A 15,028-nucleotide genomic window follows, 5' to 3' on the forward strand; every position below is an offset into this window, starting at 1 on the left:
CCTGAGCCTGTCGAAGGCATGATGTAATGTTAATAGGATAGTGGTTGGTTAGGCGTTCAGTTAAGCTGCGAGGAACTTCCATGAATTGGATGGGGTGTTTGAGTAATTCTAATTCTTGCTTGAACGAAGAGGTTATAAAAGATGTTCTTGCTCCGGTTTTATATTACGTTTGCTTTTTTCCGAAATTCGTTTCGCTCTTAATATATTGCTTTCATTTACCGTTTCGATCCTTTAATTATTTTCCTGAATTCGATCAAAAAAATAATTTTGAAACTAATTTTTTCAAATAAATTTGCGATTTCAAGTTTTAACTAAAAGGTTAGGAATTAGATAATAAAATCCAGGTACTGGCGCAAATTTGTGAAAAATTGCTTTCTATTTCTTTGTCAGAAAAGTCTGCAGATCATGGATTGTCCTCTTGCTGTTTCCTGGGAATTCCGGGAATAAGAGTTTAGGATAAAATGAACGGTCTTGCACAAATTTATCGATAGTCAGTCAGTTTTTGAATAAAATATTTGTGTGATAAAATTATTCAACCCCTTGAATCGGAGTCGAAAATAGTTCTACTCGAGGATTTCATGCAGCATTATTTTGATGTTTTCAAGGAACTACTTATAATTTAATCTCAAATTGTAGCACTTTTAACAGACATACCATCCTATAAATAAACAACATCGAGTATGGAACATCTTTTAAGCGTAAATCACATCTATTTTAATCTAATAACAAAGTTGCTTCTTTCCTATTTGCCTGTGCTATTATTTCTGGGGTGCAGTCTGAATGAACCTGATCCCAATTGCAACATAACGGAACCTGTTCCATTTGAAGCACTTGAAATGGACGATGTTCGCTGCATGCTTCAAAATATAGATGAAAATGAAGAGGAAACTTCTCTGATTATCGAAAATCGGGATGATTTTGAAAACTTCATAAGCTGCAATGGAGAAATTACTGAAATTGACTTTGAGGATTTCTTTATTTTGGCGGGGAGGACTTCGCTTCCCGTCTGTGGCAGATTAAAAAATCAGGAGGTATCCCTGAACTGTGGTAAAATTGGATATCACATTGAAATTGGAAAATTGGTTTGTCACAAACCGACTGATGTATTTTATTTTGCCGTCATCCCAATTGCGTATAGGGAGTTTCCCATTGAATTTAGGATAACCAAAAATGAATAGCCATAAAAAAATTTTACTTATTTAGTCAGATAGGGGGATTAGCAATCCCTAGAATTGGCTTGGTTTCGGAATGCGGAAACGAACCCTTTTCCAGATGAAGTAATGATTAGGAGATTCGTGCTGTTCGGTAGTTATTATGCCGGGTCCTCAATATCCGTTCGGTGTCTCTGGCGGAAGTGCCCAATTCTTTTTATCTTTAGATACAGTTCTTAATTGGTATAGCAATTATGGAAAAACCCCAAGATAAGGTCAAAGAACCCATTGTCGGTTATGGACACTATTCCTATGCGGATTACCTCTCCTGGCAGTTGGATGAGATGGTGGAGCTGATCCGGGGAAAGGTATTCCGACACGCGGCCGCCGCCCCCAGGCGGATTCACCAAGAAGTCTCGATGATATTGGCCAACAGGTTTTATGAATTTTTGAAAGAAAAAACTTGCAAAGTATATCCGGCACCCTTCGATGTGCGGCTTCCCTTAGCATCAAGGCGACATGAGGATATTGACACCGTCGTGCAGCCGGATCTTTGCGTGGTTTGTGACCCGAAAAAGCTGGATGAGCTGGGCTGTGTGGGTGCCCCGGACCTGATCGTGGAGATCCTCTCTCCCGGGAACAATAAAAAGGAACTGCAACTGAAATATGAAGTGTACGAGGCATCCGGTGTAAACGAATACTGGCTGGTGCATCCAGATGAGCGCACCTTGTTGATCTATACGCTGGAGGGTGGGAAATACCGCCCCTCACGGATATTTACTTTTGGTGATCGGGTAAGGTCGCAGGCTCTTCCTGGTTTTGAATTGGATCTGGATGAGGTGTTTGGGGAGTTGTAAGTTCAGGTTAGACAGTTTTATTCAGTTATAATAAATGGGAGAACTTCTAAACCACCCTGATCCCGAGCAAAGGCAACCTAATCGTATATTTGTCACCGATTATTGACAATTATTGATTACTTTTGTCATGTTTAGATGACAAAAGTATGGACAGTTTGTATATTTTTCATGACAATCTAATCAAGCAGATAGATGATGCCTTCTTTCGTTTTCTGATACATACCATTAATTGGGAGCAACGGATGCTTGCCATTAAAGGCCCCCGTGGCACCGGGAAAACCACCTTGATGTTGCAATATATCCGTTACCATCTGAAACAACCTCGCGAAAAGGTTTTGTACGTGACTGCGGACCATTATTGGTTTTACACACACAACCTGGTAGAAACAGCGGATGAATTCTATAAAAATGGAGGCAGGTTCTTATTTATTGATGAGGTACATAAATATCCAAATTGGTCCAGGGAATTAAAGAATATTTACGATGGGTATCCGGATTTAAGGGTTGTTTTTTCCTCTTCTTCTGCACTGGATATTTACAGGGGCGAGGCTGATTTAAGTCGACGGGTGATCTCCTATGATTTGCCGGGTTTATCATTTCGGGAATTTTTAAATTTGGAGGCAAACCTGGAAATTTCGGCAATCCCCTGGAATGATCTGATAAGCAGACCGAATGAACTTGCCAGGGATATTGTCAATGATATACAGCCATTGCCTTTTTTTAAGCAATACCTACGGCATGGCTATTTCCCCTACTTTAAAGAGAGTATCCCAGAAGAACTCCCCGTACGATTAAACCAGACCATAAATACCGTGATGGAGACAGATTTGGCATTTATACAAGGATATAGCCATGGGACAGCATTCAAAATTAAAAAACTTTTAGGGGTACTGGCCGAGTCAGTTCCGTTCAAACCCAATATCTCTGCATTGGCCAGGAAGTTAGATGTAAGCAGAGAAACCGTTTACGCATGGTTTGTCCACCTGGAAAAAGCCCGCATGCTAAATCTGCTCTTATCCAAAGGGAAAGGGATCTCCACCTTACAAAAGCCAGAAAAGGTTTATCTGGAAAACACCAATTTGGCTTTTGCCATGAAAACCCATCCTGACCTTGGAGCGATTAGAGAAACATTTTTGCTTAACCAGTTAATCAATGCAAAACAATCCGTCACCTTGCCCAGCTCAGGTGATTTTTATGTCTCCGATATGTATATTGAAGTAGGGGGTAAAAATAAAAAAGCCAGCCAGGTGAAAACAGAAGCGGCATTCCTGGTTGCTGCGGATGATATAGAAATTGGCTTTGGCACGAAGGTTCCTTTATGGCTTTTTGGTTTTCTATATTAAAACACATATCACGACTACTGCTCCGGGAATTGGGGGCTTATTTTCATTCTCATTTCGCCTATTCAAATCCAGTTTAATGTTTGCTTTTGGTGATCCGCATTCCCCGAATGCATGGTTTACATCTATGCTTTCCCGGTTCAATGGTAATAACCGGTTTGTAGGCTATCATTGCTCAAATCTTTTGTGGAAAATACAGCATTTGAAACGCTAAATCTGTATCCGACAGACCTGTCAATTCAGCTATTTGTATTTTCGATTTGTATATTCAAATTTACTTAAAATCTTAACCTCAGAATAGGCAATAGACCTTATGCTATCCAAAGGAATCATTACGAATCCTATTGCATCATCTGGGTTTTATGGTATAATTGCGATCAAAACGCCTAATAATCCACCCAAAATGAACAACTCCCGCCTAATTTTAGCTTTTCTCAGCATTTTAATCTTAACAAATGCTTGCTCAGCGCGTAAAAAAAGCAATCAAAACTCAGAAGATCGCCCAACCAATTTCTTTCAGGATAAAACGTTTTTGGAAAAATACGATCCACAACTTATCGAGCTGAGTACGGAAGACCAACAGGCCAAAGTCCTGGTATCCCCCAAATACCAGGGCAAGGTTTTCACCTCCACCGCTGCAGGGGACGATGGAGAAAGCTTTGGCTGGATAAACTACGAGGCATTTGACGGCCCCCTGGACAAGCACATGAATGCCTATGGTGGCGAAAGCCGCCTGTGGCTGGGACCGGAAGGAAATACCTTCTCTTTATTCTTTGAACCAGGCAAAAAAATGGAATTCGAAAACTGGCACACCCCGGCAGCCATCGACCACGAAGCCTGGGAAAAAATCGAGGCGGGTCCCAGGGACGTATCCATGGTCAAATCCACATCGATTACCAACTATCAGGGCACCGAGTTTGCATTGATGATACAGCGGACCGTTACCCTTCTGGAAAAGGAAGGAATTTTAGCAAACACCGGATTGACCGCCGACATCTCCTCCATCAGGATGGTAGGATATGAAACCATCAATTCCATTCAAAATACCGGAGATTTTCCATGGACCTGCAAAACCGGAGCTCCCTGCATCTGGGTATTGGACATGTTCAAACCCAGCCCGGAAACCACCATCGTGCTTCCACTTCAAGCAAGCGAAACAAACGAAGGCCTCACCACCAACTATTTCGGAACGATTCCGCAGGAAAGAATCGCCATTACGGACAACTACCTGTTCTTAAAAGCCGATGGGCAAAGCAGAGGGAAGGTGGGAGTTTCTCCCGACCGAGCCCTTCCCATGGCCGCCAGCTACGATCCCCTCCAGAAGGTATTGACCATTTCTACGTTCGATATTAAGTCGGAATTGCCCTACCTCAATCAAGAGTGGAACACCGAAACCGATCCTTTTAAAGGCGATGCCGTCAACGCGTATAACGATGGCCCATTGGGGGATGGAAGCCAGATGGGTCCGTTTTATGAATTGGAGAGCGTTTCTCCAGCAGCCTTTCTTTCTCCGGGAGAAAGCATGGCACATTTCCACCACGTATACCACTTTACCGGAGACGAAAGCACACTGGGTAAAATCGCCCGGCAGTTATTGGGGATTTCCATCGCTGAGATAAATGAGGTGTTTAATCCGCAATAGGCAATTCATTACAAGCTGATCCACCCTGTAGCAAAAATTCATCCTTACAGGTGACCTATTCAGGTCTTCGATCCGAGCTCAATGGATTTTTTCTGCCTTCAAGACTATATATTCGGGATCCAGATAGGGCAATATACGCCCTGGAAAATAACCAAAACAATGGTATCGTGAACCAATGTTTTCCTGAGATTTCTGATAGGAAAATCTCATTTTGAACCTATCACGAGGCTCATCTGGCAGAAAACTGTGCCATTCCAATGGAACATCAAACATGTCGGTTGGTACTCCAAACAGCATTATGGTATCGGGGTTTGCACCTATGGTTGCCACCAGGTAACCTTTGCCTTCTCCTTTACTGGTCATTACTGTAGCATTACCTACGCAGGGGTGGTGGCCGATCAGGTACCCTTCGGCCTGAAAGACGGGTGTTTCATCATTGTCCTGGCATCCGCTAATAATCGGTAATAGAAATAGCATGACTAGCCAAATCAACCAATTGCCTGTGAAATATGCTTCTTTCTCCATCCTAATTAACTGTTAACCACTTTCTAATGAAAAAAACTACATTTAAATGAATAGTTTAAATTTTCGTTTTCCAATTTTTCTCGTCTTCTTATTTTAAGACGAAAAAAGCCTGCAAAACGCTACACGAATAAGAACACCAGGGACCAAACGGGCTGTCCGGTGGTTACAATTCCGCGTCCGGATTATCAGTTTTGTACCTCTGGCGGAATTGCTCAATTCTTTTTATCTTTAGAAATAGATCCACCAATCATGGAAAAGCCCCAGGATAAAGTCAAAGAACCCATTGCCGGTTATGGCCACTACTCCTATACCGATTACCTTTCCTGGCAGTTGGACGAGATGGTGGAGTTGATTCGGGGAAGAGTGTTCCGACAGGCAGCAGCACCCAGAAGGTTGCATCAGGAAATTTCCATGGTACTTTCTAATAAACTGTATGAATTCCTGAAAGGAAAGACCTGCAAAGTGTACGTGGCTCCCTTTGATGTTCGATTGCCCGTTTCCTCCAGAGCTCCTGACAAAATCAATACCGTGGTGCAGCCGGACCTCTGTGTGGTCTGCGATCCGGAAAAGCTGGACGAGCTGGGCTGCCTGGGTGCTCCGGACCTGATCCTGGAGATCCTCTCTCCGGGAAATAACAAGAAAGAGATTCAAATAAAATACGAAGTGTACGAAGCCTCGGGCGTGAAGGAATACTGGCTGGTCCATCCCGACGAGCGTATCTTGCTGATCTATACCCTGGAGTCTGGGAAATACCGGCCCTCCCGGTTATTTACTTTTGGGGATCGGATAAGGTCGCAGGCACTTCCCGGATTTGAATTGGAGTTGGATGAGGTGTTTGGGGAGTTGTAGGCTATTCCCATCCCTAAATACCATTTCGCAGGGACCAGTCAAAAAAATTTTTTTGATTTCAGGGATTGATGTCATAGGGATGCTGTATGAAAGATATCAAATCAACTGATAAACTGAATATGTTTACATTTAAACGGGAACCTACTAGATCTTCAGGATCTTTTGAAGGGTATTGATGGAAAATAGCGCTTAAGGTTCTACATTTGTTTTCAAATAAGTTCTTTTTTATTTCTTTTCAACCGGAACAGGTTTTACTTAAGGTGAATTAATAGGGAATGATGGAATCAAGACCAAACCTGTTATTATAGGTCCGGTTTCCTTTTTATTGTTGGGCAAAGAAAAAGAACCTGGTTTTGACAGGCTGGACCTGATAGATCAACTATTGCCCGTATATCTGGAAATACTGGCCGGGTTGGATGCCGCAGGGGCAGAATGGATCCAATTTGACGAGCCATTTCTTTCCATGGATTTAAGTCCAAAGGCCAGGGAAGTATATTCATGGGTGTATGCCAAAATCAGAAAGGAGTTTCCTCTCCTTAAAATATTGATTGCGACTTATTTCGGTGGGTTGCGAGAGAATCTCCCCCTGGCCTTGTCTTTGCCCGTTTGTGCCCTTCACCTCGATCTGATACGCTGCCCGGAGCAATTAGAAGAGGCTTTGGATCAACTGCCGGAAGACATGACCCTTTCCCTGGGTCTTGTAGACGGCAGAAATATCTGGAAAAATGATCTCCAACATTCCCTGAACATCATTCACCAGGCAAACCAAAAAATTGGAGACGACCGCATCATGATCTCACCTTCCTGCTCCCTGTTGCATGTGCCACATGACCTGGAAGCGGAAAATAATGAGCAACAGTTCCTATCGGAAATCAAAGCGTGGATGGCTTTTGCCAGGCAAAAAATCGGAGAAGTAAGCCTCCTGAAGCAGCTTTTTTCACATCCGGAAAACCATCGAACCTGCAAATTCTCAGTGAAAAACAAGATATTATCCGCAGCAGACAGGCATCCAAACTGGTCAAAAATCCGGAAGTTAAGCAAAAGACCAATGCCATTCGGAATGCGGATGCCAATAGGCTGAGCGATTATGCCTCAAGGAAAACGTTACAACAGGCCACTTTAAATCTACCCCTATTGCCCACCACCACAATAGGATCGTTCCCGCAGACCCGGGAGGTCCGGAATTGGTGGTCCAAACTAAAAAAAGGAGAAATTGGGGAGAGGGAATACCAGGAACTGGTAAAAGAGGCAATAGCAACAGCCATTCAGAAACATGAAGACATTGGACTTGATCTGCTGGTACATGGGGAATTTGAAAGGAACGACATGGTAGAATACTTTGGGGAGCAATTAAATGGATTTGCCTTTACGCAAAACGGATGGGTACAAAGTTATGGAAGTCGTTGTGTAAAGCCTCCCATTATTTACGGTGATGTAGACCGGCCGGCTCCTATGACCGTATTCTGGTCCAGTTTTGCGCAGTCACTGACCAGAAAATGGGTAAAAGGGATGCTTACCGGGCCGGTCACCATCCTGCAATGGTCATTCGTGCGGGATGATCAGCCCCGGGCAGAGACCTGCCGGCAGATTGCCCTGGCCATCAGGGAGGAAGTGATTGACCTGGAAAAAGCCGGCATCAAAGCAATCCAAATCGATGAACCTGCCCTCCGGGAAGGATTGCCCCTCAGAAAAGCAGACTGGAAAACCTATTTGCAATGGGCTGTACAGGCTTTCCGGATCGCATCCTCCGGAGTAAGAGATGATACACAGATCCATACCCACATGTGTTACTCCGAATTTAACGACATCATGGAAAGTATCGCAGCCATGGATGCAGATGTGATTACCATTGAATGTTCCCGTTCCCAGATGGAACTATTGGATGCCTTCGCAGATTTCAACTACCCCAATGAAATCGGGCCTGGCGTCTATGATATACACTCTCCCAGGGTCCCTTCAAAAAAAGAAATGATAGACCTGATCGAAAAGGCCCAAAAAGTAATTCCCAATTCACGGCTTTGGGTCAATCCCGACTGCGGTTTGAAAACCAGAAATTGGCCGGAAACCGAAGCTGCACTCAGGCTGATGGTGGAAGCAGCCGGAGAAATGCGGTTAAAAGCTGGCAAAGAGAATAGCACTGGATAGCAGGACGATATACCAATACTTTGGAAACTCAGCATAAATTCTACTAAGGGCAAGCTGGACATGAGAAAACCGGCTTGCCCTTTTCATGACCGCAAACAATAAGGATAGGTGACTGATTATCAATAGTTATTGTCAAACTATCTGGAAGCCGGCGAATTGAATTATTGCTTGGGAAAATAAAGGAAACTGTACCGGGAAATTTTATTATAATATTAAAGGGTATTTTTATCTTTTTATATTAATAGGTACATTTGTATCTCCGGAACGGATACTATTCAATTCTGGTAAACGAAAAATATATTTTAAAGCCCTAAAGCAATCATTGAATGATCAGCAAAAAACAACAACAAGTAATTACTGCCACAGCTCCCGCACTGAAAGAACATGGTCTGGCACTAACCACCCACTTTTACAAAAGAATGTTTCAGCACCATCCCGAGTTGAAAAACGTGTTCAATATGGGAAACCAAAAGAACGGAAAACAGCAGCAGGCCCTGGCCATGGCCCTGTTAGCCTATGCCGAACATATTTCCCGACCAGAGGTACTCCTTCCGGATTTACACCGTATCGGACACAAGCACGTTAGCCTGGATATCCGTCCGGAACATTACCCCATTGTGGGCAATCACCTATTGGCCGCGATTAAGGAAGTTTTGGGAGATAGTGCTACTGCCGATATTATCGATGCCTGGGAAGCAGCCTATTACCAGTTGGCGGAGCTAATGATAGGTTTAGAAGCTGACATGTACCAAAAACTGACTAACGAACCAGGGGGCTGGACCGGTTGGCGGCCTTTTCAAGTGGCCAAAAAAGTGGAGGAGTCATCAGAAATCACCTCCTTTTACCTGTACCCATCGGATAAAGGAAAAGTACTGCCCCACCTTCCGGGTCAATTCATAAGTTTAAAGGTCTTTCTGCCCGACCCGGGTCTTAACCAGTCCAGGCAATACAGCATTTCAAGTATTCCTGACGAAAATTATTACAGAATTTCGGTGAAAAGGGAACAGGGGCCCCAACCCAACACGAATGGAATGATCAGCAACAGGCTGCACGATTTTGTAGATGTAGGGGATATTGTTGAGCTGACCGCCCCCTCCGGCAATTTTACTTTGAACGAGGAAAGCAAAACCCCGCTGGTCCTGATCAGTGGAGGGGTTGGCGTAACACCATTGATCAGCATGTTGCAAACTGCCATTGAAAAAGACCATGAACAAGCCATTACCTGGATTCATGGGTGCAGGAGTCAGGAAGTTCATGCCTTTAAAAATAAAATCCACGAAATAAATGCGGAAAAGCCAAATATGGAACAATATGTCTTTTTTGATCAGGTAACAGCAAAGGATCGAAAAAATGGCATTTTGCAAGGCCCGGTAGCATTGGACAGCCTCCCCGGTAATAAAATACCCTCAAACGCACAATGCTACATTTGTGGCCCGGCAGGGTTCATTGAGAAGCAATACCAGGATTTGAAGGCTATCGGTATTCATGAAAATGCCATCTTTTTTGAAGAATTCGGTCCACAACAACTTTCATTGAACTAAAGAAAAATCAAAAAAATAATAGAGGACCTTTTTGTCCTTTATTATTTTTGTGCTACCTTTGCTTCACAATGAGACAAAAAGGATAATCCTGGAAAGCTATTAAAAGAGTACCAGGTCTGATTTTCCTTTTTTAAATCTTAACCTATGATCAATATGGAAACTACAAAACAAGAAACAATTGGCGCTTTGGTGGCTAAGGATTATCGGCTGGCCACTGTGTTTGAATCTTTTGGTATTGATTTCTGCTGTAAAGGAAACCGATCCATAGAAGAAGCCTGCGAAACGAAAAATATCAACAGCCAGACCGTGTGGACCGCTGTAAATAAAATGTTGAACTCTGCTACAGAAGGCATGCAGGATTTTAACTTCTGGCCACTCGATTTGCTGGCAGATTACATTGAAAAAAAGCATCACAGATATGTAGAAGAAAGAATTCCCCTTCTGAAACAATACCTAAACAAGCTGTGTAAGGTACATGGGCAAGCCCACCCCGAACTGTTTGACATCACCGAGCTTTTCAACCAAAGTGCTGGCGAGCTGACAGCCCATATGAAAAAAGAAGAGTTTATATTATTTCCGTATGTCAGAAAAATGCTGAAAGATCAGGAAGCCCCGGCATCCGAAAAGTCCAGGCCCCATTTTGGCACGGTAAAAAACCCCATCAAAATGATGATGGATGAGCACGAAAATGAAGGTGATCGCTTTGAGAAAATCGCCAAACTGGCGGACGATTTCACTCCTCCCACCGATGCCTGCAGTACTTATCGGGTCACTTATGCCTTACTCGATGAGTTTAAAACCGATTTGCACCAGCACATTCACCTTGAAAACAATATCCTGTTTCCAAAAGCTATCGAGATGGAAGCGAGGATGCAGGAATGAGCAAAAAATCTCATTCCATGGTTTCTAATAGCTCCCGCGAGCCTGAGGTAAAACCGGGAAGCTCACAGGTGTGATGATCATTTCTTTATGTGAGGTTTTCGGCGTTGATACCTGCCGCAGACCCTTTTCGGAACAATAAAAATAAAAATCCAGGACGAATCTTCGAGAACACAGATTTACAAGTTAAACGGTTCATTTCTTCTTGTCAGTTCCCTGCCACATAGTTGCTAAACTTGTACATTTAATAGTAAAATGTTACATTGGTAGGGTATAATGTAAATCCTAATCGAATGAAAAAGTTCTGGATTTTATTATCATTTTCAAATTTTTTTATTGCCGCTCTCTTTGGCCTCCTGCTCCGGGCCGCCTTTGTCTGGGAGATCAATTGGATCGTCTACCGGAATATCCTGCACGCCCATTCCCATCTTGCTATGCTGGGATGGGTATACATGGGTATTTTTGCGCTATTTTGCCACCATTTCATTCCTACTTCAACATCCAGACGCTATTCGAGATTATTCTGGGTTACACAGATTTCTGTAATAGGGATGATGATCAGTTTTCCTCTGCAGGGCTATGCGGCGGTATCGATCAGTTTTGCCACGCTACATATTTTAGCCAGTTATGTGTTTTGTTACCGGGTTTGGAAAGACCAGCAAATTGCCTTCCCTGCCGTTAGAAAATTAGTTTACTGCGCCCTGGTATTTCTGGTGCTCTCAACTTTTGGCGTTTGGCTCTTAGGACCGCTGGCTGTCACCGGAGGTAGAAATACAGCCCTGTATCAGGTGGCCATACAGCATTACCTGCATTTTCAATTCCACGGATGGTTTACGTTTGCCATTCTTGCTATATTCCTGAACAGCTTGCTCGGACAGCGTTGGGAAATCAATAACCGGGTTTTCTCCTGGTTTTTCTATTTGTTTACTTCTGCTACAGTTCTGAGCTTTGGTCTTGTCTTATTCTGGGCCTATGGCACACCAGCGTTCCAATGGGTCAATAACCTGGGCATTCTGCTTCAACTCGCCTCCATAGGAATTTTCCTGACTATATCCAGAGATGGCATCCGGATGTACTTCAATCGAAGTAGCTACATACTCAACCTGATCTTTCGCTTTGGATTACTTTTTCTGCTGAGCAAAATCGTGATACATAGTGTGTCCATCTTCCCTGAAATGGCAGATGCTGCTACTACCCTACGACCGCTGATGATGGGTTTTGTACACCTGACCGTACTGGGCTTTGTTTCTTCCTTTCTTCTCGGATTCATTTCCCAGACCGGCCATATCAGCGCAGATTCAAATCAATTTTTAATGGCGCTGATACTTTTCCTATCAGGCATTGTATTTACCGAGGTCCTCTTGTTTTCCCAGGGCTTATCCTACTGGATGCAATGGGGCCAGTTGCCCTATTATCACGAAATGCTATTTGTTTTCTCGGCGATGCTACCCCTTTCCATTTTGGTAATTGTCTTTCAGGTCAAGAACATCAATGCGGAAATAACCAAGATGAATACAGTAAAAAATACTTACAACTAAATCCATGTACCTTATGAAAAATCTAAGCCTCATCAACATGTTTATCATTGCGCTCTTTCTTTATTCCTGTGGTTCGGGAGAAAACGAGCGAAACACCTTATCGGCTCCTGAGAATTCGGAACCTGAAGTGCCCCAATCCATCGCTGAAGGAAAAGGTATTGGCGAAATAGAAGAAGTGAATCTGGAAGCAGAACTGGATGAAGACATGGTAAAAATGGGCAAGTCAATTTATGACATGAAATGTTCTGCCTGCCACAAACTGACCGACCAGCGCGTGGTAGGACCTGGATTTCAGGGCGTCACGAATAGACGCAAACCCGAATGGATCATGAACATGATCACCAATGTAGATGTCATGCTGGATGAAGATCCTGCAGCCAGAGCCATGCTGGAAGAATGTCTTACCAGAATGCCTAACCAGAATGTCTCGATAGGCGATGCCAGAAATATTTTGGAATTTTTCCGAAAAAATGATGTAGAGAAAACCGGAAATAAAGACCAGGCAAACTCCTGATTTAACCTTAAACCCAAATAACTATGGTACTTTACAAAAACACACTTTCACTCATGGTGTCAGTTTTACTGACCAGCATGGTAGCCTGTAAAAATAAGGATTCCAGCCAGCTCATACATGGGGACGCAGCCCAGCAAGCCTACGTAGCTCCGGGTGAATACGATGAATTTTATGCGTTTCTATCCGGTGGGTATAGCGGACAAATTACCGTTTACGGCCTGCCCTCCGGAAGACTCTTTAAAGAAATTCCTGTTTTCTCCCAGTACCCTGAAAATGGATATGGCTACAGCGAGGAAACAAAAAACCTCTTCAATACATCTTATGGTTTTGTGCCCTGGGACGATTCCCACCACATTGAGCTTTCGCAGCAAAACGGAGAATTTGATGGCAGATGGCTGTTTGTGAACGGGAACAATACACCGCGGATAGCCCGGGTAGACCTCAGCACTTTCGAGACCGTAGAAATCCTCGAAATTCCCGATGTAGCCGGACTCCATTGTTCGCCCTTTATTACAGAAAATTCGGAATACCTTGTATCCGGTACCCGGTTTAGCGTGCCCATACCCCAGGAAGATGTCCCCATTGACACCTACAAAGAAAATTTTAAGGGCCTGATCAATTACGTATCCTTGGACCAGGAGCATGGTCACATGGAGCTGGCCTTTCAGATTGAAATGCCAGGATTCAATTATGACCTGGCCAGAAACGGTAAAGCTGTTTCTCATGGATGGAGCTTTCTGACAACCTACAATTCCGAACAAGCCCATTCATTGCTGGAGGTAAACGCTTCTCAAATGGACAAAGACCTGATGGCTATTGTGAACTGGAAAAAGGCGGAAGAATACCTGGCGGCCGGCAAATTTACAGAACGAGAAACGTCCTATTATCACAATCTTATGGATGAAGGATCGGGAATAGTCAATTCCGAAGAAAAGACCACCACCAAAATTCTGGATCCCAAGGAATGCCCGGATATGGTGTATTTCATTCCGGTACCTAAATCTCCCCATGGATGTGATATCGACCCTACCGGAGAATACATTGTCGGCAATGGAAAGCTTTCTGCTGACATGTCTGTCTATTCCTTTAGCCAGATCATGCAGGCGATCGAAGAAGAAAATTTTGATGGCGAATTCGACGGGATTCCGATCATCAACTATGAGGCCGGCCTACATGGTATCGTACAAAAACCCGGTTTAGGTCCCCTTCATACCGAATTTGATGGCAGGGGAAATGCCTATACAACCTTTTTTATTTCATCAGAAGTAGTCAAATGGAATGTGGAATCCAAAGAAATTCTGGATCGCCAGTCCACCTTTTACTCGCCGGGGCACCTGGTGATACCCGGCGGGGAAACCCGGAATCCCGACGGCAAATACCTGGTAGCCATGAATAAAATCACCAAGGACAGGTTTCTGCCTACCGGTCCGGAGATGATGCACTCTGCTCAGTTATTTGATATTAGCGGGGAAAAGATGGAACTCATTCTGGACTTTCCCACTAAGGCCGAGCCTCACTACGCTCAGGCAATAGCTGCAGACAAGCTGATGTCCAATTCCAAAAAATTCTACCCAATAGAAGACAATACCCATCCCTATGCCACCATGGGCGAAGGTAATTCCAGGGTGGAGCGTGAAGGTGATGAAGTACACGTTTACATGACAGCTATGAGAAGTCACCTTGCACCGGATAACATAGAAGGGATCAAGGTAGGAGATAAGGTGTTTTTTCACCTTACCAATCTGGAGCAGGACTGGGATGTGCCTCATGGATTTGCCATGCAGGGAGCGACCAATGCTGAATTGCTGGTCATGCCTGGCCAAACCAGAACCTTACTCTGGGAACCAAAAAAACCCGGGGTTTTCGCGTTTTACTGCACCGACTTCTGCTCTGCTCTGCACCAGGAAATGTCCGGGTACGCCAGGGTCTCTGCTCAGGGGTCAGATGTTCCGCTCAAGTGGGGACTCAATGAGGAATTAAGTGACAACCGCGAGGCCGCAAATACCTTCTATGAGCAAGCCAAAGCCAGGGCTTCCCGGTAGTTTTC

General features: G+C 43.9%; 13 protein-coding genes. 12 read left to right on the forward strand and 1 reads right to left on the reverse strand.

Features of this window, described 5'->3' with window-relative positions:
- Positions 1–680 precede the first annotated feature (680 nt).
- From BUB19_RS04720 to BUB19_RS04735, 4 genes are all read left to right on the forward strand, one after another.
- The gene (locus BUB19_RS04720) at positions 681–1,178 is read left to right on the forward strand and encodes a hypothetical protein (protein WP_143155910.1); all 498 of its coding nucleotides are present in this window, start codon (positions 681–683) and stop codon (positions 1,176–1,178) included.
- Positions 1,179–1,405: 227 nt separating this feature from the next.
- Positions 1,406–2,008 carry a Uma2 family endonuclease gene (locus BUB19_RS04725; RefSeq protein ID WP_073092851.1) on the forward strand — a complete coding sequence of 201 codons (603 nt, stop codon included), beginning with the start codon at positions 1,406–1,408 and terminating at the stop codon, positions 2,006–2,008.
- A 146-nt stretch (positions 2,009–2,154) separates the two neighbouring features.
- Positions 2,155–3,351 carry an ATP-binding protein gene (locus tag BUB19_RS04730; RefSeq protein ID WP_073092854.1) on the forward strand — a complete coding sequence of 399 codons (1,197 nt, stop codon included), beginning with the start codon at positions 2,155–2,157 and terminating at the stop codon, positions 3,349–3,351.
- 400 nt (positions 3,352–3,751) lie between these two features.
- Positions 3,752–4,990 (forward strand): DUF6786 family protein, encoded by a 1,239-nt coding sequence (locus tag BUB19_RS04735; protein ID WP_073092857.1) that lies wholly within the window; start codon positions 3,752–3,754, stop codon positions 4,988–4,990.
- 78 nt (positions 4,991–5,068) lie between these two features.
- On the opposite strand, the gene BUB19_RS04740 is transcribed toward BUB19_RS04735, so the two are convergent.
- Positions 5,069–5,515 carry a hypothetical protein gene (locus BUB19_RS04740; protein WP_073092860.1) on the reverse strand — a complete coding sequence of 149 codons (447 nt, stop codon included), beginning with the start codon at positions 5,513–5,515 and terminating at the stop codon, positions 5,069–5,071.
- 249 nt (positions 5,516–5,764) lie between these two features.
- Between BUB19_RS04740 and BUB19_RS04745 the strand changes: the two genes are divergently transcribed.
- The 8 genes from BUB19_RS04745 (at position 5,765) to nosZ (ending at position 15,023) form a co-directional block, all read left to right on the forward strand.
- Entirely contained in the window at positions 5,765–6,364 is a 600-nt protein-coding gene (locus BUB19_RS04745) for a Uma2 family endonuclease (RefSeq protein WP_073092863.1), read from the forward strand.
- A gap of 328 nt (positions 6,365–6,692) precedes the next feature.
- Positions 6,693–7,445 carry a uroporphyrinogen decarboxylase/cobalamine-independent methonine synthase family protein gene (locus BUB19_RS24685; RefSeq protein ID WP_317041571.1) on the forward strand — a complete coding sequence of 251 codons (753 nt, stop codon included), beginning with the start codon at positions 6,693–6,695 and terminating at the stop codon, positions 7,443–7,445.
- The gene (gene metE / locus BUB19_RS24690) at positions 7,355–8,509 is read left to right on the forward strand and encodes a 5-methyltetrahydropteroyltriglutamate--homocysteine S-methyltransferase (RefSeq protein WP_317041575.1); all 1,155 of its coding nucleotides are present in this window, start codon (positions 7,355–7,357) and stop codon (positions 8,507–8,509) included. The genes BUB19_RS24685 and metE overlap by 91 nt, the downstream gene beginning before the upstream one ends.
- Before the next feature lie 326 nt (positions 8,510–8,835).
- Positions 8,836–10,050 (forward strand): NO-inducible flavohemoprotein, encoded by a 1,215-nt coding sequence (gene hmpA / locus BUB19_RS04760; protein WP_073092869.1) that lies wholly within the window; start codon positions 8,836–8,838, stop codon positions 10,048–10,050.
- Between the two features lie 153 nt (positions 10,051–10,203).
- Entirely contained in the window at positions 10,204–10,932 is a 729-nt protein-coding gene (ric, locus tag BUB19_RS04765) for an iron-sulfur cluster repair di-iron protein (RefSeq protein WP_073093204.1), read from the forward strand.
- Between the two features lie 290 nt (positions 10,933–11,222).
- On the forward strand, positions 11,223–12,467 hold the full coding sequence (locus BUB19_RS04770; protein ID WP_073092871.1) for a hypothetical protein: 1,245 nt from the start codon (positions 11,223–11,225) through the stop codon (positions 12,465–12,467).
- A 13-nt stretch (positions 12,468–12,480) separates the two neighbouring features.
- Positions 12,481–12,981 (forward strand): c-type cytochrome, encoded by a 501-nt coding sequence (locus BUB19_RS04775; RefSeq protein ID WP_073093207.1) that lies wholly within the window; start codon positions 12,481–12,483, stop codon positions 12,979–12,981.
- 23 nt (positions 12,982–13,004) lie between these two features.
- A complete protein-coding gene (gene nosZ, locus BUB19_RS04780; RefSeq protein WP_084096965.1) occupies positions 13,005–15,023 on the forward strand; it encodes a Sec-dependent nitrous-oxide reductase in 2,019 nt (672 codons plus the stop codon).
- Positions 15,024–15,028 lie beyond the last annotated feature (5 nt).

It is taken from the genome of Cyclobacterium lianum (genome assembly GCF_900143075.1).
In the GTDB taxonomy this organism is placed as follows: Bacteria; Bacteroidota; Bacteroidia; order Cytophagales; family Cyclobacteriaceae; genus Cyclobacterium; species Cyclobacterium lianum.